A 19878-nucleotide genomic window follows, 5' to 3' on the forward strand; every position below is an offset into this window, starting at 1 on the left:
AGAATCGAGATGAACATGACACTCGCATCGAACGAGCAGGAACTCCTCTCCCGCGTACCCGGCGGCCTTTTCATCGGCGGGCAGTGGACGGATGCCGAGCAGGGGCGCACCTTCGACGTGCGCGACCCCGCGACCAACGAGGTGATCGCGTCGATCGCCGACGCGACGCCCGCCGACGGCATCCGGGCACTCGACGCAGCCGTCGCCGCTCAGGATGCCTGGGCGGCCACCGCCCCACGCACCCGCAGCGACATCCTGCGGCGTGCCTTCGACCTCGTACAGCAGCACAAGGAGGACCTCGCGCTGCTGATGACTCTCGAGATGGGCAAGCCGCTCGCCGAGGCGCGCGGTGAGGTCGTCTACGGCGGCGAGTTCCTGCGCTGGTTCAGCGAGGAGGCCGTGCGCATCAGCGGCCGCTACGGCAGCAACCCCGAGGGCACCGGCCAGATGATCGTGTCGCAGCGACCGGTGGGGCCGTCGTTCTTCGTCACCCCGTGGAACTTCCCGTTCGCGATGGCGACCCGCAAGATCGCCCCCGCCCTCGCGGCCGGCTGCACCGTGGTCATCAAGCCGCCGGCACTGACGCCGCTGACGACCATCTTCTTCACGAAGCTGCTCGAAGAGGCGGGGCTGCCCGCCGGTGTCGTCAACGTCGTGCAGACCTCGCGCTCCGGCGCGCTGTCGGCGCCGATCATCGCCGACCCGCGTCTGCGCAAGCTGTCGTTCACGGGGTCGACCGAGGTGGGCCGCAAGCTCATCGCGCAGGCCGCCGACGGCATCCTGCGGGTGTCGATGGAGCTGGGCGGCAACGCGCCGTTCGTCGTCTTCGAGGACGCCGATCTCGACAAGGCGGTCGACGGAGCGATGATGGCGAAGTTCCGCAACATCGGCCAGGCCTGCACCGCCGCAAACCGGTTCATCGTGCACGAGGGCGTCGCCGAGGAGTTCGCGCGCCGCGTCACCGAGCGTGTGCAGGCGATGAAGATCGGCCGCGGCACCGAAGACGGGGTGGCCATCGGTCCGCTGATCGACGAAGACGCCGTCGCGAAGGCGGCGGAGCTCGTCGGCGACGCCGTCGACCGCGGGGCCCGCGTGCTGGCCGGCGGCAAGGCCGTCGAGGGCACCGGCACGTTCTACCAGCCCACCGTGCTCACGGATGTGGTCGCCGGCAGCGCGATCCTCCGCGAGGAGATCTTCGGACCGGTGCTCGCCATCGCGACCTTCGCCGACGAGGCCGAGGCCGTGCGGCTGGCGAACGACACCGAGTACGGGCTGGTGTCGTACGTGTTCACCGAGGATCTCGCGCGAGGACACCGGATGATCGACGCGCTGGAGACGGGCATGATGGGTCTGAACGTCGGCGTCGTCTCGAACGCCGCCGCTCCCTTCGGTGGTGTGAAGCAGTCCGGCATCGGCCGTGAAGGCGGCGCCGAGGGCATCCACGAGTACCTGTCGACCAAGTACACCCTGATTCCGAACAGCTGACCCGCGTAGTGGGCCCACGGCCGCGTCGCGGGCCCACCTCAGCATCCGCCCCTACGAGAGGAACCGACATGACCGACTACGCCGTCGTCAACCCGGCCACCGGCGAGACCGTCGCCGGCTACGACACCGCCACCGACGAGCAGATCGAGCAAGCCGTCGCGGCCGCCGCCGCGGCTGCGAAGACATGGGGCGCGACCGCGCCGGCAGACCGCGCCACGGTGATCCGTCGCATCGCCGAGCTACACCGCGAGCGCAAGGACGAACTCGGCGCCATCATCGTGCGCGAGATGGGCAAGCCGATCGCCGCCGCGGTCGGCGAGGTCGAGTTCGCCGCCGACATCATCGAGTACTACGCCGACAACATCGAGGTGATCACGGCCGACCAGCCGCTCGACATCCTCGGTGAGGGAACCGCCGTGGTGCGCCGGGCACCGCTCGGTGCGCTGCTGGGCATCATGCCGTGGAACTTCCCGGCGTACCAGGTCGCCCGCTTCGCGGCTCCCAACCTCGCGATCGGCAACACGATCATCCTCAAGCACGCCCCGCAGTGCCCCGAATCGGCTGCGGCGATCGAGGCCATCTACCGCGACGCCGGTCTGCCGGAGGGCGCGTACGTGAACGTGTACGCCACCAACGAGCAGGCGGCGAACATCATCGCCGACCCGCGCGTGCACGGCGTCTCGGTCACCGGCTCCGAGCGTGCCGGCGCCGCCGTCGCCGAGGTCGCCGGCCGCAACCTCAAGAAGGTCGCGCTCGAGCTGGGCGGGTCCGACCCGTTCATCGTGCTCTCGGCCGACGACCTCGACTCCGTCGTGCAGCTCGCGGTCGACGCGCGCATCGACAACAACGGGCAGTCGTGCAACGGCGCGAAGCGCTTCGTGATCGTCGACGAGCTCTATGACGAGTTCACCTCGAAGTTCGTCGCGTCGCTCGCCGCCATCTCGGCCGAGGACCCGACGCAGGAGGACACCGTGCTCGGCCCGCTGTCGTCGCTCGCGGCCGCCGAGCGACTGCAGCAGCAGGTCGACACGGCCGTCGCGCAGGGGGCGACCCTGCTCACCGGCGGCACCCGCGAGGGCGCGTTCTTCGCACCCACCGTGCTGGCCGACGTGACGCCCGAGATGGACGTGTACCGCGAGGAGCTCTTCGGCCCGGCCGCCGTCGTATACCGCGTCGCCGACGAGGATGCCGCCGTCGAGCTCGCCAACGACACGACCTTCGGCCTCGGTTCATACGTGTTCACGACCGACTCCGAGCAGGCCGACCGGGTCGCGAACCGCATCGAGGCGGGCATGGTCTACGTGAACACCGCCCTCGCCGACAGCCCCGAGCTGCCCTTCGGCGGCGTGAAGCGCAGCGGCACCTCGCGCGAGCTGGGTCTGCTGGCGGCTGACGAGTTCGTCAACAAGAAGCTCATCCGCGCGGCCTGAGCATCACCAGCACTCCTTTCGACGCGGTACGGGCGGTTTCTGCCCGTACCGCGTCGTCGTCTTCGGGGATACTCTCGAACCAGACGGAAGGAGCGCGTCATGACCACTGAGGATCCGGTCATCCGGCTGAGCGAAGGGGAATGCTGGCAGCGCCTTCAGGGATCCGAGCTGGGGCGTCTGGTCACCCGGGTGGGTGAGGTGATCGACATCTTCCCGGTCAACTTCGTCACCGACGGAACATCGATCGTCTTCCGCACCGCGGAGGGCAGCAAGCTCATCGAGCTGACCGTCAATCACGAGGTGCTCTTCGAGGTCGACGAGCATACGGATGCCGACGCCTGGAGCGTCATCGTGCGCGGCAGCGCGCACACCCTCGACACCCTCGATGAGCGCGAAGCGGCCGACCGGCTCGGACTGAAGCCGTGGGTGCCGACGCTCAAGTACAACTACGTGCGCATCCGGCCGTCGTCGGTGAGTGGACGCGCGTTCCAGCGCACCGGGGAGCCGGAGCGGTACGGCGTCTCCGACTACTGACCCGGCCCTCCGTCGACGTCGTGAGCGTAGGGTCGAGGCATGACGAACGTCGCTGAGAACATGGTCCGCACGCTTCGCGTCAACGGCGTCGACCGGATCTACGGTCTCCCCGGAGATTCGCTTAACGGGTTCACCGACGCGCTGCGCAAGGACGGCACGATCCGGTGGGTGCACGTGCGGCACGAGGAATCCGCCGCCTTCGCGGCGGCAGCCGATGCCGCGCTCACCGGCGATCTCGCGGTCGTCGCCGGCTCCTGCGGCCCGGGCAACCTGCACCTGATCAACGGGCTCTACGACGCCAACCGCTCGCGAGTGCCGGTGCTCGCCATCGCCGCCCACATCCCCACGGTCGAGATCGGCACGGGGTACTTCCAGGAGACCCACCCGCAGGAGCTGTTCCGCGAGTCGAGCGTGTACGTCGAGTACGTGGCCGACCCGACGCAGATGCCGCGACTGATGGAGATCGCGATGCGCGCGGCCATCGAGCAGCGCGGAGTCGCGGTGCTGGTTATCCCCGGCGACGTGGCCCTCGCCGAGATCGCCGACGACCGCGCCGTCGTCATCCCGCGCACGAACCCCGTGATCACGCCCAGCCCGGCAGAGCTCGAGCAGGCGGCGACCCTGCTCAACGGCACACGCAAAGTGACGATCCTCGCCGGTGCCGGCGTCGAGGGCGCGCATGACGAGGTCGTCGCCCTGGCCGACCGGCTCGCCGCCCCGATCGTGCACGCGCTGCGCGGCAAGGAGCACATCGAGTACGACAACCCCTTCGACGTCGGGATGACCGGGTTGCTCGGCTTCGCGTCCGGATTCCGCGCGATGGAGGCGGCCGACGTGCTTCTCGTGCTCGGGTCGGACTTCCCGTACACGCAGTTCTACCCCGAGAACGCGACGACGATCCAGGTCGACATCCGCGGCTCGCAGCTCGGCCGGCGGCATCCGCTCGATCTCGGCCTCGTCGGCGACGTGAAGGCGACCGTGGAGGCGCTGCTGCCGCGGCTGGCCGAGAAGAGCGACCGTTCGCATCTGGACGATGCTGTCGCGCACTACCGCAAGACGAGGGCGAAGCTGGATGAGCTGGCTGTGCCCGCTCGCGGCAAGGCGCCGATCCATCCGCAGTACCTCGCCCGGCTGATCGACGAGGCGGCGGCGTCCGACGCGATCTTCACGGCGGATGTCGGATCCCCGACCGTCTGGGCGGCGCGCTACTTCTCGATGACCGAGCAGAGGCGCCTGATCGGCTCGTTCACGCACGGGTCGATGGCGAACGCGATCATGCACGCGATCGGCGCGCAGACCGCCCGGCCCGACCAGCAGGTGATCGCGCTCGCCGGCGATGGGGGACTGGCGATGATGCTCGGCGAGCTGATCACGATCACCCAGAACCGGCTGCCCGTGAAGGTCGTCGTGGTGAACAACTCGTCACTGAACTTCGTCGAGCTCGAGATGAAGGCGGCCGGGTTCGTCACCTACGGCACCGACCTGAACAATCCCGACTTCGCTGCGGTCGCGTCGGCTCTCGGCATCTTCGCGCGCCGGGTCGAGCGGTCGGAGGATCTGCCGGATGCCGTGGCAGAGGTGCTCGCCCACGACGGGCCCGCGCTGCTGGACGTGGTCGCCGAGAGGCAGGAGCTGTCGATGCCGCCGTCGATCAGCGCCGAGCAGGTGAAGGGCTTCGCCCTCTATGCGATCCGCACCGTCATGTCGGGCCGCGGCGACGAGCTGCTGGATCTCGCGAAGGCGAACTGGCGTCAGCTCTTCTGACGCGCCGCGCCGCCGGGCGCGCCCGGTCGTGCGTCGCGGAGCGTCGGCTGTTCGCCTGCCCGCCTGTTCGCCTGCCCACGGCAGCGCAGGTGAACAGGCGGAGGTAGGAGAAAACCTGCGTGTTTCGTCCTGCGCTCGCGTGTTCGCCTACGTCGGATGAGTCGGGATGCCGGTTGCCGGATGCGGATGCGGATGCGGATGAGGCGGATGAGGAGGAGTGCCGGATGCCGGGCATCCGAGCGGCTGGGTGGGCTTGTCGGGCCCGCCTGCCCGCGGCAGCGCAGGTGAACAGGCGGAGGCAGGAGAAACCTGCGTGTTTCGTCCTGCGCTCGCGTGATCGCCTACGTCGGATGAGTCGAGATGCCGGATGCGGATGCGGATGCGGATGAGGATGAGGCGGATGAGGAGGAGTGCCGGATGCCGGGCATCCGAGCGGCTGGTGGGCTTGTCGGGCCCGCCTGCCCGCGCCAGCGTAGGCCAACAGGCGGAGGTAGGAGAGAATCCGGGTGTTTCGTCCTGCGCTCGCGTGTTCACCTACGTCGGATGAGTCGGGATGCGGGATGCGGGATACGGGATGCCGGATGCCGAGTCGGCGCGACCTACTCGTCGAGCAGAGCGCGCACCTGGGTGGCCTCGCCCGTGCGGCCGAGCCTCTCGAGCACGTCGCCCAGCTCGAGGGCGGCCACCTGGCGCAGCGGTGGAATCTCGGCGCCCCGGTCGAGCACGCTGCGGTACAGCGGCACCGCGTCGTCGAGGCGGTCGACACCGGCGAGCGTGCGGGCGGCGAACAGCTCCGACCCGCCTGCCGATCCGGGATCACCGATCGCCGCGAAGCCGTCGGCTGCGGTGAGCAGCGCCGCGATCGCCTCGTCGATGCGGTCGAACTCGAGCAGCGCGCGGCCGCGCGAGTCGGTGACGTCGGCGATCAGCCAGTCCGCCTCGTGCTCGACCGCGAGGGCGCGCACCTCCTCGAACAGAGCGAACGCGCGCTCGTCGCGTGCACCGCCGTACAGCTGCCCGAGGTTGTGCAGCACCTCGACGATCGCGCCGACCGCGTCGGTGGGGCGCACCAGCTCGGCTGCCTGCTCGAGCAGGTCGCGAGCGTCGGAGTGCTCGCCGAATCGCGCGAGGATCTTGGCCTGCTCGGTGAGCACGAGGGCCTGTTCGGCGGGCTCCTCGGCCTCGGCATGCAGCTCCGCCGCGTAGCCGTACGCACCCATCGCCTGGCCGTACTCGTCAGCGGCGGCCAGCGCACGGCCCAGCACGCCGGCCGTCATCGCGCGCGACGCCGCCGATGCCCCGTCGCCCTCCTCGCGCTGCAGCACGTCGCCGAGCAGCTCGGCGGCCTCGGCCGCGAAACCGGCCGCGAGCATCGCCCGCCCGAGCCGGAACCCCGCGCCGCTGACATCGGCGTCGCGCTCGCGCATCAGGCGGATGCCCGCACGGTACCGCGGCACGGCCTGATCGGGGTACCCGGCGTCGTCCCACAGCGCGCCGGCGAGCATCTGAGCCTCGGCCAGCGCGACGGCCGCGCCGAGCGTGGTCAGGATGCCTGCTGCGGCGTCGGCGTCGCGGGCGCCCTCCTCGAGCCGACCCGCGCCGCCGTGCAGCCGCGCTCGCATCTCGAGCAGACGCGCCCGCTGACCCGGGTTCAGGGCGTCGTCGGCCAGCAGCGACTCGAGCAGAGCGTGCGCCTGCTCGATCTCGCCCTGAGCCGTGCACGCCATGGCGCGCAGCATCCGGCTCGATGCCACCAGCCGGTCGTCGCCGGCCTCGGCGAAGCACGCAGCGGCGTGCTCGGTGAGTTCAACCGCACCGACGGGATCGTCGCCTCTCAACCGCAGCGCCGCCAGGGTCAGCGCGACGTCGCCGCGCGACCAGGCCGGCAGGCGGGTGGCATCCGCCCACTCCTGCTCGAGGCCCGAGTGATCGCCGACATCGTCGCGCCCGAACAGCGAGAGTCCGCGGCGCGCCTCCAGCTCGGCCTGCTCCGGGCGACCGGCTTCCCGCAGCGCGGCACCGCGCAGCGGCAGCAGCGCCTCTGCCGTGGTCCACTCCGCGAGCGACGCGAGCGCGCCGATGCGCACACCGAGCAGCCGCGCCCGCTTCTCGGCGTCGGCGAGCTCGCCGGCGCGTTCGGCCGCGGCCAGCGCATCCTGCTCGGAGCCGTACCCGGTCAGCGCGAGGGCGCGCTCGTACCAGCCCTCGGTATCCTGCGGCTCGGGCGCGCGCGCCTCGACTGCGAACGCGTCCGAGCGGATGGGCACGTCCCAGCGCGCACCGGCCAGCGCGTGCATGCGTGCCCGGCGCTGCGCGTGCCAGTCCGAGCCGTCGCGGGCGTCGAACTCGGCGCCGATGCGGTCGGCGGCGGCGCTCGCCGCGGCGGCGAGGGCGGATGCCGTCCACTCGTCGTCGTGTTCCCCGAAGAACGCACCGAGGCCGGGGGCGTCCGCGCCGCGCACGGTCGCGTCGCCGTGCCCGACCGCGGCCACGCGGTCGAGGGCGAAGGAGACGGCCGACAGCATCGCGAAGTGCCCGTCGACGTTGAGCGGGTCGTGCGCCAGCCACGACAGATGACGTTCGACCAGCGTGAGCGCCCGAGCCTCGTTGCCGGTGACCGCAGCGAACACGATGTTGTTCGCGACGATCCCGAGATTGTCGGGGTTGTCCTTCGCGAGCCGGTAGCTGCGCAGGTGCGCCGACCGCGCGTCGTCGAGACGATCGGTGCGCAGATACGGCAGCAGCACGCGCGACAGGGCGTGCTCGGGCTCCTCACCGCACGAGAAGCCGCCCTCGATCATCTCCTCGACCAGGTCGATCGCCTGCTCGTCGCGATCGGTGACGGCAAAGAACCCGGCGTTCTGGCTGCGGCCGCAGGCATCGCAGTGGCTGTAGTCGTCGCGGGGCGTCGTCTCGAGCAGACCGCGCAGCCGTTCGGCGTCGTCCATCCGGCCCGAGGCCCAGGCGTCTTCGAAGCGCGCCGTGAGGACCCCGCTCATGCCGATCCCGGCGCGCCGGTAGTGCGCCTCCATGTCATCGAGCACGGCTGCGATCTGCGCGCTCGAGAACGCCGGTGACGCGCGCAGCGTCGCGGCCATCCACTTGAACTGCCACATGAGGTCGGCGGCCCCGTTCTCGATGTCGAGCGGGAAGCGCTGCGGGTCGGCGTCGTGGTGGGCGAGGCACCACGCGAACGAGTTCAGCATCACGTCGGTGAGCCCGCCCATGTTCGCCGACGCCGTCTGGCGCATGCGCGCCTGGTACTCGAGCTGCTCGTCGTCGAGCTCCTGGGCGAGCGCGACGGCCTCGGCCGTGAGTGCCTGCTCGTGCGGACCCCACGGAGTGCTGTCGATCTCCTCGAGCAGCCGCCGGAATCGTGTCGTCGAGTCGGTCATCAGGGCTCCTCGGTGAGACTGCGCGGCAGATCGAGCCCGTCGAAGGGGAAGTCGTCGCGCACCCCCGCCGACAGTGCGACGAGGTCGGTCAGGGCCGTGGTCAGCAGTGACCGGTCGGCATCGGTCAGCGGGTGGTGGCCGGCGAGCAGCGCCTGGATGTACAGCAGCTGCACCGTGCGCGAGAACACGGCGTCGTCCTCGACCGCGGAGAGGGTGCGCACCACACGGTTCGACCAGTTCAGGCACAGCCGCGCGCGCAGGTCGTCGTCGGCCGCATCGCCGACCGTGTCGTCGATCCGCGACAGCACGCCGCCCCACAGCCCGCCGGCGATGCCCTTGGTGCGGCCGCGGTCGATCGCCCGCAGCACGCGAGGATCGGCGACGTAGAGTCCGCTGAGATCGGCGCGGTCGATCGTCCGCACGATCACCGCGCATCCGGAGTCGGCGAGCACGGCGCTCGCGCGCGCCTCCAGCGCGATCGCCGCCTGCCGGTCGTCGAGGGGAGGCGGGTCGAGCCGGTCGAGCTCGCCGGTCACGTCGATCTGCTCGACGGTGACCTCGGGGAACAGCCCCGGCAGGCCGGCGATGAGGTCGGCGTCGTACAGGTAGCCGCCGTTGACGAGGATCTCGGATGCCGGGATGACACCGGCCACCTGACGGAACTCGTCGACGGTGCGCGCATAGCGCACGTGGCGGTGCTGCTCGACGAGATCACCGATCCGCGCACTGCCGTGGTTGGTCTCGACCGTCAGCCAGCGCGTGATGAAGCGGGCGAGTTCGTCGTCGTGGCGCACGAGCGACTTCAGGCCCTGCTCATGCACCGCGACGAACTGGGTGAGCAGGTGCGGCGCCGTGAGCCCGAGCTCGAGCACCCAGCGGCGGATGCCCGCACCCAGCTGGTCGCGCACGTGCTCGAGAGATGCGTCTTCGACGAGGGACTCGCGGCTCGCGGTGGGGGAGAGGCCCGTCGAGTCGACGACCGCGCGCACGAAGAACGCCCAGTCGGGCAGCACCTCCGCCGAGCGCTCGGCCAGCAGCATCCGGCCGAGATAGGTGCGCGTCGCCTGTCGCAGGTTCGGCGGCGGCGCGAACGGGAGCACGTAGGCGAGGCCGCGGGTGCCGGTGGCCGGCTCCGAGATCTCGATGACGTCCATCGGGGTCGCGCCGATCAGGTCGCGGCCGTACGCGAGGGCGGCGCCCGCGTCTCCTTCGCCGAGGAACGGCGCGGGGCGTGTGATCTCGACATCGCCCCCTGGCATCGCGATCGTGACCCGCACGGGCAGGAACTCGCCGAAGTCCTGCGCGAGCTGCCTGACCGCGGCGGGGCGCAGCAGGTCGGCGTGCTCGAAACGGGGGGTGAGGTGCACGCTGGTGCCGATCGGCACGTCCTCGTCGAGCTCGACGACCTGGAACGTGCCGTCGGAGCTGCCCGTCCACTCCACTCCCGCACCGCCGCGCGCACTGCGCGAGCGGATGACGATGCGATCCGACACCATGAAGCAGCTCAGCAGCCCGATGCCGAACTGTCCGAGGTAGTCGCTGCGCGGCATGTCGAAGATGTCGCGCTTCGAGCTGCGACCCACGGTGGCGAGCAGATCGGCGACCTCGGCCGCCGTCAGGCCGACGCCGTCGTCGCGCAGCACGAACTCGCCGCCGTCGTCGGCGAGCGGGGTGATCCGGATGCCGGTGCCGCCGCCATCCACCTCGGCGCGGGCGGCGATGGCATCGCGGGCGTTCTGCAGCAGTTCGCGCAGGTACACGCGAGGGCCGGAGTAGATGTGCCGGCTCAGCAGATCGACGACTCCCCGGAGGTCCACCTGGAACTGCTGCACATCTGCGCCCACTGCGCCCCTCTCATCACCGGTTCTCAGCCGGTCGCGACCGGCTCATCCAGTCTGCCCGACACTCGCGACTCACGCGGGCGTCGGCGACGGTTCTGCCCACGGTTGCGGATGCCGTACACTTGAGGGGCAGTTGTCTGCATCCTTCACCGTGCCTCAGGGCCGCGGCGGGGAGGCGGACCCAGAGGCCGACCGGTCTCTAGGGCGGTAGCTCAATTGGCAGAGCAGCGGTCTCCAAAACCGCAGGTTGCAGGTTCGATTCCTGTCCGCCCTGCGCGTCAGCGCATGCTGACTCACGAAAGGTACGTGCATGGACCAGGACGACGTTCGCGGCGACATCGCCGCCACGGGCACCTACGCCCTGCGCGACAGCAAGCTCGGCTTCTTCGGACGCATCGCCCTGTTCTTCCGCCAGGTCATCAGCGAACTTCGCAAGGTCGTCACGCCGACCCGCAAGGAACTCGCCAAGTTCACCACCGTGGTGTTCGTCTTCGTGCTGATCGTCATGGGTCTGGTCTACGGACTCGACTGGATCTTCGGAACCGGGGCGCATTACGTCTTCGGAGTTCCGCTGAGCTGACGAACCCACGTCGACGGCCGTACACCGGACCGTTGCAGCGATTGGAAAGAAGCAAAGTGTCTGACAAGTATTCCGACGACGCCGACTGGGCGACCGCCGCCGAGCAGTCCAGCGAAGAGGACGAGGCCCAGGAGGGCAACGTGCTCGCCGAGCAGGAGCAGTCGTCCTCAGCCGCCGAGCACACCGCTCTGCACATCGAGGGCGAGACCGGCGTGGAGTACGACGACACCGACGACATCGAAATCGAAGACCCGGAGGCGGACGCGATCGTGAACGACGCTCTGAACCTGGACGAAGCGGCTGAGTCTGAAGCAGCCGCCGAGGTCCTCAACGACGCAGTGGCGGAGGAGTCCGCCGAGGCCGAGGCGGCTGCGGCCGACGAGGTCGCCCCGTACGACGGCCCTGAGGTCGATGACGACGCCGTCGAGGAGGACCCGTACGAGGCGTTCCGCATGGACCTTCGCATGCTGCCCGGCAAGTGGTACGTCATCCACTCGTACGCCGGCTTCGAGCGCAAGGTGAAGGCGAACATCGAGCAGCGCAAGTCGACGCTCGAGGTCGAGGACGACATCTATCAGATCGAGGTCCCGATGGAGGACGTCGTCGAGATCAAGAACGGCCAGCGCAAGATGGTCAACCGCGTGCGCATCCCCGGCTACGTGCTGGTGCGCATGGAGCTCAACGAGGACACCTGGTCGGTCGTGCGCCACACGCCCGGCGTGACCGGCTTCGTGGGCAACGCCCACAACCCGACCCCGCTGCGCTTCGAAGAGGCGTTCAACATGCTGAAGTCGCTGGTCGAGGTCAAGGACGTCCCCACCGCGAAGTCCATCGCGGCCAAGGGCGGCGTCGCCGTCGCCCGTCCGATGGCGGCCGAGGTCGACTTCGAGGTCGGCGAGACCATCACGATCAAGGAGGGCTCGTTCGCGGGTCTGCCCGGAACGATCAGCGAGATCAACGCTGCCAGCGGCAAGCTCACCGTGCTCGTCTCGCTCTTCGAGCGCGAGACCCCGGTGGAGCTGTCGTTCGAGCAGGTCACCAAGATGACCTGACGCCTCCCGCGTCTGCAGAGCGCCCCGTCGGCTTCGGCCGGCGGGGCGCTTCGCGTGCGGTAGACTTATGTGGTTTGTGCGCGAGCACAGTCAGCACCGCGCCCCGGAGACGCCGGGGAAGCGGGAGAGGGATGCCCACGGCATCCGCTCGATGAAAGGAAAATCATGGCACCCAAGAAGAAGGTGACCGGCCTGATCAAGCTTCAGATCAACGCCGGTGCAGCCAACCCGGCGCCGCCGATCGGCCCCGCGCTCGGTCAGCACGGCGTGAACATCATGGAGTTCTGCAAGGCGTACAACGCCGCGACCGAGTCGCAGCGCGGCAACGTCATCCCGGTGGAGATCACCGTCTACGAGGACCGCAGCTTCACGTTCGTCCTGAAGACCCCGCCGGCAGCCGAGCTGATCAAGAAGGCCGCAGGCGTCGCGAAGGCCTCGGCCACCCCGCACACCGTCAAGGTCGGCAAGATCAGCAAGGACCAGGTCCGTCAGATCGCCGAGCAGAAGCAGGCTGACCTGAACGCGAACGACATCGACGCCGCATCGAAGATCATCGAGGGCACTGCGCGCTCGATGGGCATCACGGTCGAGGGCTGAGGGAGATAACAATGGCTACCAAGTCCAAGGCATACCAGGCGGCTCTCGCGAAGATCGGCGACGACCGCTTCTACACCCCGTCCGAGGCTGTCGCCCTCGCGAAGGAGACCGGCTCGGCGAAGTTCGACTCGACCGTCGAGGTCGCGCTGAAGCTCTCGGTCGACCCCCGCAAGGCAGACCAGATGGTGCGCGGCACCGTCATGCTCCCGCACGGCACCGGCAAGACCGCTCGCGTCATCGTGTTCGCCAACGGCCCGGCTGCTGAGGCCGCCATCGCCGCAGGCGCAGACGAGGTCGGCGGCGCCGAGCTCATCGAGAAGGTCGCCGGCGGCTGGACCGACTTCGACGCAGCCGTCTCGACCCCTGAGCTGATGGGCCAGGTCGGTCGTCTGGGTAAGGTGCTCGGCCCCCGCGGTCTGATGCCGAACCCGAAGACCGGCACCGTGACCCCCAACCCGGCCAAGGCCGTCGAGGAGATCAAGGGCGGAAAGATCGAGTTCCGCGTCGACAAGCACGCGAATGTGCACTTCATCGTCGGCAAGGCCTCTTTCACCGCTGAGCAGCTGAACGAGAACATCGGCGCAGCGCTCGAGGAGATCGTGCGCCTCAAGCCGTCGAGCGCGAAGGGCCGTTACATCCAGAAGGGCGCCGTGTCGACCACGTTCGGCCCCGGCATCCCGCTGGACGTCAACGCCATCTGACGCTGATCGACCGGGCCGCTGAGCTCATCGATGCAAGACCCCCGCCGGTTCGCCGGCGGGGGTCTTCTGCGTGATCCGGGGATCAGCCGGTGAAGACGGGCAGCACGAGCAGGACGCCCATGAGCACGAGCAGCGCGGCGATGCCCGTGTCGAGGATCCGCCAGGCGCGCGGCGTGCGCAGCCACCGGCCCAGGTGCCTGGCCCCGAACCCCAGGGCGAAGAACCAGGTGATGCTGCCGAGGATCGCCCCCGCCGCGAAGATCCATCGTGCGTCACCGTGCGTCGCCGCAATCGAGCCGATCAGCAGCACCGTGTCGAGGTAGACGTTGGGATTGAGGAAGGTGAAGGCGAGCGTGGCGACGAGCACCGGCGCGAGGCGGGCACGGGTCGCTGTCGCGGTGCCGCCGCGCCCCGCGGATTCGGATACGGATGCCGGTGCCGCATCCGCCACGAGGATCTCGCCCTCCGCTCGCCATGCGCGCCGCGCGGCGAGGACCCCGTACGCGACGAGCGACAGGCCCCCGAGCCAGCGCGCAGCGACGACGAGCCAGGGCAGCTCGGCGATCAGGAAGCCGAGCCCGGCGGTGCCGACCAGTACGAGCGCCGCGTCGGAGGCCGCGCAGATCAGCACCACGGGAAGGACGTGCTCGCGACGAAGCCCCTGCCGTAGGACGAAGACGTTCTGCGCTCCGACGGCGATGATCAGCGAGTACATGACGCCGAGGCCGGCGAAGAAGGTGAGCACGAACCCACGCTAGAAGCGCGCACACATCAGCGCCAGCGAAGAGAACTCCATCACCATTAGCATGACTTATGTGAAGATCGAGGCCCAGATGGCTGCCACCGTCGCAATGGTCGTCGACGAGGGGAGCTTCGACGCCGCCGCCCGCCGGCTGCACGTGACGCAGTCCGCCGTCAGCCAGCGGATCAAGGCGATCGAGCAGCAGATCGGTCGGGCGGTCGTGGTGCGCTCGCGCCCGGCGCGGGCGACCGAGGCCGGCGAGGCGCTCGTGCGGCTGGCCAGGCAGGTCGCGCTGCTCGAGCACGACACGATCACGGCCTTCGGCCTCGGTGACGCCGCGCTCGACTCCCCGCGGGTGCGCATCCCTCTGGCGGTGAACGCCGACTCGATGGCCACCTGGTTCCTTGCCCCGCTCGCGCGGGTGGCACGGCAGCATCCGATCGACGTCGACCTGCACCGCGATGATCAGGACTACACCGCTCGCATGCTGGAATCGGGTGAGGTGATGGCTGCCGTCACCAGCGAGGCCCAACCGGTCGGCGGCAGTGCTGTCACGCCCCTCGGTGTGCTCGAGTACCGCGCGATGGCGACGCCGGACTACGTCTCCCGCTGGTTCCCCGACGGCGTCACCGCCGACGCGCTCGCCCGTGCGCCCTTCGTCGACTTCGACCGCCGCGACGCACTGCAGCAGGGCTGGCTGCGGGCGAGAGGCGTGGATCCGTGGCAGGTGCCGAGGCACTACGTGCCAGCATCCCACGACTTCTCCGAAGCCGTCCGGCTCGGACTCGGATGGGGTCTCATCCCCGCGCCGCACATCTCTGATGATCTCGCCGCGCTGGGTGAGCCGCACGTGCGCGTGCCGCTGTACTGGCAGCAGTGGAACCTGCGTTCGCCGCTGCTCGACGCGATCGCCGAAGAGGTGGCGGCAGAGGCCGCCCGGGTGCTGGCCCCGCTCTGACCGGGCATCGGGCGCAGCCCTCCGCTCAGTCCGACAGGGCCAATGCGCGGAACATGTCACGCTCGCGAAGCGCGGAGCGACGGCTCGGGGCGAGGGGCGCGCGCGCCGGGGGCGCGTGACCCGTGGTGCGACGGTAGAGCTCATCGATCAGGCGGGTCGCGAGAACGACGAGCTGACCGATCTCCTTGTCATCGCGATCGATCCACACCGAGCGCGGCTCATCGTGGATCGGGTTGAAGTCATCGTGCTCCTCCCACACGAACAGTGTTCGCTCAGCGCCGAGCACATGCTGCTGCCACCAGACCTGACGAAGGTAGGTGCGGGGGATGGTGCGCCACGACTTGTTCGTGGTCTTGATCTCGGCAAGCAGGACGCGTCCGTCGCCATCCACGCAGATGCCGTCCGGGGTCGCCAGATGGCGCTTCTCGACCTCGGCGTGGAAGAGTGCCGACGAAGGCAGGATGCCGTGGGTGGCCGCCACCCATGCCGCGATCTCCGGTTCGCGGCGTCGCCCGTGATCGGTGTACGCGTTGCCGCCGAACCGGGGACCGGCACCGAGCTTCGCATCCGCCGTGCGTGCGATCGAGGCCTCGCTCGAGAGGCCGGCCACGTCGGTGGCGGTGATCCCGCGCGCTCGCGCCCGCAGCCAGGCGACCCGGTCGCGGGAGTCCGCGAGGATGCGCGCTTGGAGTTCGGGAGTCACCCTACGAGGCTACCCGCGGAGGGTCCGACCGTCGGCCTCCACACGCCGTGGTGTCGCGCTGACCGGTCACCGGCGTCGGAACGCGTTCCGCGCGCGCACCCACAGCGGGTCCGCCTCGGATGCGCCGGCGCCGATGCGCGCGAGTCCGCCGAGCTGCCCGATCAGGCAGGCCGCGCTGACCACGGTCACGGCCGCGAGGGCGATCGTCACCGACAGCTGCTGATCGGTCGTGACGACGCCGCGGACGAATCCCGACACTCCGAAGATGAGCAGCAGCAGCGTGCAGCTGATCGTCAGTGAGCGCACGAGCAGCGCGGGCTCGAGGTATATGGTGCGGGCCAGCACGTAACCGCGCGCGGAGCGGGAACGGGCGCCCGCGCGATACGGCATCCTCATCCACCAGGCGGCGGCGCGGGCCAGCTGTCGGCCGGAGCGGTGCAGCCTCCAGAGCACGAAGACGCCGCCGGCGGCCACGGCTGGTGCGATGACCGCGGTCGCGACGGTCGCGGCTTCACGCGGCGAGGGCCCGAGAAGGAACGACCAGGCCGCTGAGCCGACGACGAGCGCCGCCGTGGTGACGACGAAGGCGAGGATGCCCACGGCGAGGCGACTCCAGCGTTCGTAGTCGCCTCGAAGCGCTGCGACCGCCCGGTCGGCGTCAGCGGGTCGAGCGGTCGGCGATTCCGCCTGCTCCAACCACGGGCGAGATGCAGGGCTGATCAGCCGGAATGCCATCAGACGGCCGCCGGCGGGAACATCGGGACTTCTTGAGGGGACTGGCCGTCTGCGAGCAGCTGAGTGGTGACCAGAGCGAAGGCGACCGACAGCAGCAGCATCTGCTCCTGTTCGGGGTCGGATCCGATCCCCGTCACGACGACCGTCCCGGCATCGTCGGGCAGAGCCATCTCTCCTATGGCGACAAGCCACGCTCGCCCCTCGATCTCCCGTGTACCGCGGACGATCGTGCCGACGCGCTCATCCGGGGATCGGAAGGTCTCGGCTGCGCTGTCCTCGCCGAACCTGGCGAGGGGGAGGAGGCTGTGCAGGCCCTTGGCGGCGTCTTGTTCGGGGTGCACCAGCACCTGGGTTCCCATGAAGGAGATCGACGGGTGCTCGCCGAGGATGATCGAGACTCCGGCGAAGGCGAACGATGCGTCCGCGAACGCCTGCGCTCCCGCGTGGAAGCCCGCCGTGACAGACGCGCGGCCCTCGTCGGACATCCATCCCGCACTGCTCGCCAGATACCATTCGAGCCACTCTGAGGGCGTGCGCTCGCCGTGCGCGATGAACTCGATCCACCCCTGGGGAAGGCGCTGGCGCACCTGGTGCTGTGTCGAGGAGGTCACGCGCTCAGCTCCTCGTCGGTGCGGGGACCATTCCCGTCGACGGTGTTGTGCGCGCGTTCGAGGAGGTTCTGCCACGGGCCGGAGAGGCTCTCGACGAAGCTGGTGCCCTCGTCATGCGCGCTCTTGAGCGTGTTCGTCATCCAATAGGAGTTCGACACCATGTTGCGGAAGTTGAGCTGCAGCACGACCGCCAGCGAGCCAGCGGCGGTTCCACCCCCTGCCAGGGCCGGGGTCATGCGCTGGATGGAGGGGACGACCACGGATCCGCCGGGTCCGAGGACCGACTTCGCCAGGCCGCCGAGCGCGCCGCCGAGCGCCATGCCCAGCGCGCCCATCGCGAAGTCCTCGAACGAGCCGCGACCGGTCGCCCACTGCAGAGCGTCGATCCCCACCAGAACGCCGGCGATGATGGTGGCAGCCAGTCCGAGGCCGGTCAGCGGCGGGAACAGCGCCAGGATCGCGATGACCGGAAGCGCGGCGCGCAGGATGTCCTCGACAATGGGGACGACATTGTCCATGAACCAGGCGCCGGCATCGCCGACACCGCCCCAGAACGCGTCCCAGTCGCTCTCCTGGTAGGCGTTCAGCTCGTCCTGCGCCGACGCGAGCTGCGACGCCGTGGCACTGGCATCCGCGTTGACCTGCTCGAGCAGCGCACGGGCCTGCTGACGGATGCCAGCGAGCTCGTCGCGTGCGCCCGCAAGCGCTGTCGCGGCGGCATCCGAGTCGGCGGCGGCCTCGGGCGCCGCGTCCGGAGCCTTCGCCGCATCGGCAGCCTGCGAGCTCTGCTGTGCGCGAGTGGCGACGGTCGCCTCAGCCAGAGCCGCCTGCTCCTCGAGGTGTCTCGCTGTCGTCTGATGCCCTCCCAGGGCCATCGCCCAGCCCGCGAGGGCGTCGCGTGACTGGCGCAGGGCGCCTGCGGAGGTCAAGAGCTGCGGGCGGAAGTCCTCGCTGAGCGTCGCGCGGAAAGCGTCGCCCGATTCGCCGACCCAGCTGCCGTCCTCGTCACTGTGCAGGATCCGGGCGGATTCGTCGACGTCGTCGACGGTGGTGGTGAGAGTGTCCACCAGCTGCTCGATGACGCTGACGTCTCCCGGAGCGGGGTCGAAACCCAGAGCGGGGAAGCTCACGACTGCCCGCCTTCCGGCTCCATGCCGGCGGTCAACTCGGCGTCGAAGTCCTGGAACGCGGTCACGATGCCCTCCAGGCCCTTGCCGGCGTCGGAGGCGAAGCTGGAGAGTCTGCGGAGGCTGTTGCCCCAGAAGCCACCCATGCTCTGCAGTCGGTCGCGCAGCACATCCTGCGCGACCGCGGAGGAGGGGACATCGCTCACGGCATCCGTCGAGGACGAGAGCACGTCGCCGATGTCTCCGAGTGTTCTGCGGGTGCTCTCGAGAGCCGAGTAGTCGACGCTGACGTCAGGCATGTGATCCCCCCGGGTGTTGTTCGATGTCTCGACGTTACGCGATGGCGTCGAACGCGACGATGGGGAGGAGTCCCCACGTGCGGGAGGGCAGCGCGATTTTGCCGCTGCGGACGGATGCCGTAGGCTTTCCGTAACCGAAGACCGCCGGTCATCGTCGTGTGCGAACGTGACGATCGAAGCACTGCTCAGCAGGGGCCCGCGCAGGTGTGCGAAATTCTTCTGAAGCTCCGTGCGCTTGCGCCGGAGCTTTTCTCATGTCGTGGGGTGGTCGAGGTCGACGCCCCGCATCCGCGTGGCGTCCGTACACGTAAGGAGTGACCATGGCGCAGAAGGATGCAACGGTTGCCGAGCTCACGAAGTCTTTCGAGAACTCGAACGCCGTCCTGCTGACCGAGTACCGCGGTCTGACGGTTGCCCAGCTCAAGGAGCTGCGCACCAACATCCGTCAGGACGCGGAATACGCCGTGGTGAAGAACACGCTGACCAAGATCGCCGCGAACAACGCGGGGATCACGACGCTGGACGACGGCTTCAAGGGCCCGTCGGCCGTCGCGTTCGTGCACGGTGACTTCGTCGCCACTGCCAAGGCTCTTCGTGACTTCGCCAAGGCCAACCCGCTTCTCGTGATCAAGGGCGGCGTCTTCGAGGGCAAGACCCTCGACGCCGACGAGGTCGACAAGTACGCCTCGCTCGAGAGCCGTGAGGTTCTGCTGGCGAAGGCAGCGGGCATGATGAAGGCGACGATGGGCAAGGCTGCCGCCACCATCGACGCGCTTCGCGAAAAGCTGGAGACCGCCGAGGCCGCGTGAGCGTCCGGCGATCTCTTCACCAAAACCACACCTTTATCTAGGAGAAACATCATGGCGAAGCTTTCCACTGAGGAGCTGCTGGAGCAGTTCGCAGGCCTCACCCTCGTCGAGCTCAGCGATTTCGTGAAGGCGTTCGAGGAGAAGTTCGACGTCACCGCGGCCGCCCCGGTCGCCGTTGCCGGCGCTGCAGGTGGCGCTGGCGCTGCTGAGGCCGAGGAGGAGAAGGACTCGTTCGACGTCGTCCTCGAGGCCGCCGGCGACAAGAAGATCCAGGTCATCAAGACCGTCCGCGAGCTCACCTCGCTGGGCCTCGGCGAGGCCAAGGCCGTCGTCGACGGTGCTCCGAAGGCCGTCCTCGAGGGCGCCAACAAGGAGACCGCCGAGAAGGCGAAGGAGGCCCTCGAGGCCGCCGGCGCCACGGTCACCCTCAAGTAATCGCGCCTCACCGCGTACAGAAGGCCTCCGGCTCGCGCCGGGGGCCTTCTGGCGTATTCGGGCCTTCTGGCGTATTCGGG

At 69.4% G+C, this 19878-nt stretch carries 19 protein-coding genes and 1 tRNA gene; 12 read left to right on the top strand and 8 right to left on the bottom strand.

Annotated features, from left to right (window positions below; genetic code table 11):
- Positions 1–9 precede the first annotated feature (9 nt).
- The 4 genes from ACWGSM_RS05840 (at position 10) to poxB (ending at position 5213) form a co-directional block, all read left to right on the top strand.
- Positions 10–1485, top strand: coding sequence for an NAD-dependent succinate-semialdehyde dehydrogenase (locus ACWGSM_RS05840; RefSeq protein ID WP_452322001.1), 1476 nt, complete (start codon positions 10–12; stop codon positions 1483–1485).
- 68 nt (positions 1486–1553) lie between these two features.
- The gene (locus ACWGSM_RS05845) at positions 1554–2915 is read left to right on the top strand and encodes an NAD-dependent succinate-semialdehyde dehydrogenase (RefSeq protein WP_452322002.1); all 1362 of its coding nucleotides are present in this window, start codon (positions 1554–1556) and stop codon (positions 2913–2915) included.
- 99 nt (positions 2916–3014) lie between these two features.
- Positions 3015–3449, top strand: a complete 435-nt coding sequence (locus ACWGSM_RS05850) for a pyridoxamine 5'-phosphate oxidase family protein (RefSeq protein WP_452322003.1) — start codon at positions 3015–3017, stop codon at positions 3447–3449.
- Positions 3450–3488: 39 nt separating this feature from the next.
- Positions 3489–5213, top strand: coding sequence for a ubiquinone-dependent pyruvate dehydrogenase (poxB, locus tag ACWGSM_RS05855; protein WP_452322004.1), 1725 nt, complete (start codon positions 3489–3491; stop codon positions 5211–5213).
- A 599-nt stretch (positions 5214–5812) separates the two neighbouring features.
- On the opposite strand, the gene ACWGSM_RS05860 is transcribed toward poxB, so the two are convergent.
- Together ACWGSM_RS05860 and ACWGSM_RS05865 are read right to left on the bottom strand one after the other, a co-directional pair.
- Positions 5813–8608 carry a hypothetical protein gene (locus ACWGSM_RS05860; RefSeq protein ID WP_452322005.1) on the bottom strand — a complete coding sequence of 932 codons (2796 nt, stop codon included), beginning with the start codon at positions 8606–8608 and terminating at the stop codon, positions 5813–5815.
- Complete coding sequence (locus ACWGSM_RS05865; RefSeq protein ID WP_452322006.1) at positions 8608–10452, bottom strand: HSP90 family protein; 1845 nt, start codon at positions 10450–10452, stop codon at positions 8608–8610. The genes ACWGSM_RS05860 and ACWGSM_RS05865 overlap by 1 nt, the downstream gene beginning before the upstream one ends.
- Positions 10453–10650: 198 nt before the next feature.
- Between ACWGSM_RS05865 and ACWGSM_RS05870 the strand changes: the two genes are divergently transcribed.
- The 5 genes from ACWGSM_RS05870 (at position 10651) to rplA (ending at position 13379) form a co-directional block, all read left to right on the top strand.
- Positions 10651–10723, top strand: a tRNA-Trp gene (locus tag ACWGSM_RS05870).
- A 36-nt stretch (positions 10724–10759) separates the two neighbouring features.
- A complete protein-coding gene (secE, locus tag ACWGSM_RS05875) occupies positions 10760–11029 on the top strand; it encodes a preprotein translocase subunit SecE (protein ID WP_452322007.1) in 270 nt (89 codons plus the stop codon).
- Positions 11030–11085: 56 nt separating this feature from the next.
- Positions 11086–12081, top strand: coding sequence for a transcription termination/antitermination protein NusG (nusG, locus tag ACWGSM_RS05880; protein WP_452322008.1), 996 nt, complete (start codon positions 11086–11088; stop codon positions 12079–12081).
- Between the two features lie 165 nt (positions 12082–12246).
- Positions 12247–12678 (top strand): 50S ribosomal protein L11, encoded by a 432-nt coding sequence (gene rplK, locus ACWGSM_RS05885; protein WP_313356043.1) that lies wholly within the window; start codon positions 12247–12249, stop codon positions 12676–12678.
- An 11-nt stretch (positions 12679–12689) separates the two neighbouring features.
- The gene (gene rplA, locus ACWGSM_RS05890; RefSeq protein WP_452322009.1) at positions 12690–13379 is read left to right on the top strand and encodes a 50S ribosomal protein L1; all 690 of its coding nucleotides are present in this window, start codon (positions 12690–12692) and stop codon (positions 13377–13379) included.
- Positions 13380–13461: 82 nt separating this feature from the next.
- Here rplA and ACWGSM_RS05895 read toward each other — a convergent pair whose 3' ends face one another.
- Positions 13462–14124 carry a LysE/ArgO family amino acid transporter gene (locus tag ACWGSM_RS05895; RefSeq protein ID WP_452322010.1) on the bottom strand — a complete coding sequence of 221 codons (663 nt, stop codon included), beginning with the start codon at positions 14122–14124 and terminating at the stop codon, positions 13462–13464.
- A gap of 70 nt (positions 14125–14194) precedes the next feature.
- Here ACWGSM_RS05895 and ACWGSM_RS05900 point away from each other — a divergent pair, with 70 nt between their 5' ends.
- Positions 14195–15079: a LysR family transcriptional regulator ArgP gene (locus tag ACWGSM_RS05900; RefSeq protein ID WP_452322011.1), complete on the top strand. Its 885-nt coding sequence runs from the start codon at positions 14195–14197 to the stop codon at positions 15077–15079.
- Positions 15080–15104: 25 nt separating this feature from the next.
- Here ACWGSM_RS05900 and ACWGSM_RS05905 read toward each other — a convergent pair whose 3' ends face one another.
- The 5 genes from ACWGSM_RS05905 to ACWGSM_RS05925 form a co-directional block, all read right to left on the bottom strand.
- Positions 15105–15782 (bottom strand): YqaJ viral recombinase family protein, encoded by a 678-nt coding sequence (locus ACWGSM_RS05905; protein WP_452322012.1) that lies wholly within the window; start codon positions 15780–15782, stop codon positions 15105–15107.
- Positions 15783–15848: 66 nt separating this feature from the next.
- Positions 15849–16517, bottom strand: coding sequence for a hypothetical protein (locus ACWGSM_RS05910; protein ID WP_452322013.1), 669 nt, complete (start codon positions 16515–16517; stop codon positions 15849–15851).
- The gene (locus ACWGSM_RS05915) at positions 16517–17128 is read right to left on the bottom strand and encodes a hypothetical protein (protein WP_452322014.1); all 612 of its coding nucleotides are present in this window, start codon (positions 17126–17128) and stop codon (positions 16517–16519) included. The genes ACWGSM_RS05910 and ACWGSM_RS05915 overlap by 1 nt, the downstream gene beginning before the upstream one ends.
- A complete protein-coding gene (locus ACWGSM_RS05920) occupies positions 17125–18258 on the bottom strand; it encodes a hypothetical protein (protein WP_452322015.1) in 1134 nt (377 codons plus the stop codon). Before ACWGSM_RS05920 ends, ACWGSM_RS05915 begins: the two co-directional genes overlap by 4 nt.
- On the bottom strand, positions 18255–18554 hold the full coding sequence (locus ACWGSM_RS05925) for a hypothetical protein (protein ID WP_452322016.1): 300 nt from the start codon (positions 18552–18554) through the stop codon (positions 18255–18257). Before ACWGSM_RS05925 ends, ACWGSM_RS05920 begins: the two co-directional genes overlap by 4 nt.
- 320 nt (positions 18555–18874) lie before the next feature.
- Between ACWGSM_RS05925 and rplJ the strand changes: the two genes are divergently transcribed.
- Together rplJ and rplL are read left to right on the top strand one after the other, a co-directional pair.
- Positions 18875–19363, top strand: coding sequence for a 50S ribosomal protein L10 (gene rplJ, locus ACWGSM_RS05930; RefSeq protein WP_313356034.1), 489 nt, complete (start codon positions 18875–18877; stop codon positions 19361–19363).
- A gap of 51 nt (positions 19364–19414) precedes the next feature.
- The gene (gene rplL, locus ACWGSM_RS05935) at positions 19415–19798 is read left to right on the top strand and encodes a 50S ribosomal protein L7/L12 (protein ID WP_101188549.1); all 384 of its coding nucleotides are present in this window, start codon (positions 19415–19417) and stop codon (positions 19796–19798) included.
- Positions 19799–19878 lie beyond the last annotated feature (80 nt).

It is taken from the genome of Microbacterium sp. NPDC055521, assembly GCF_053619695.1.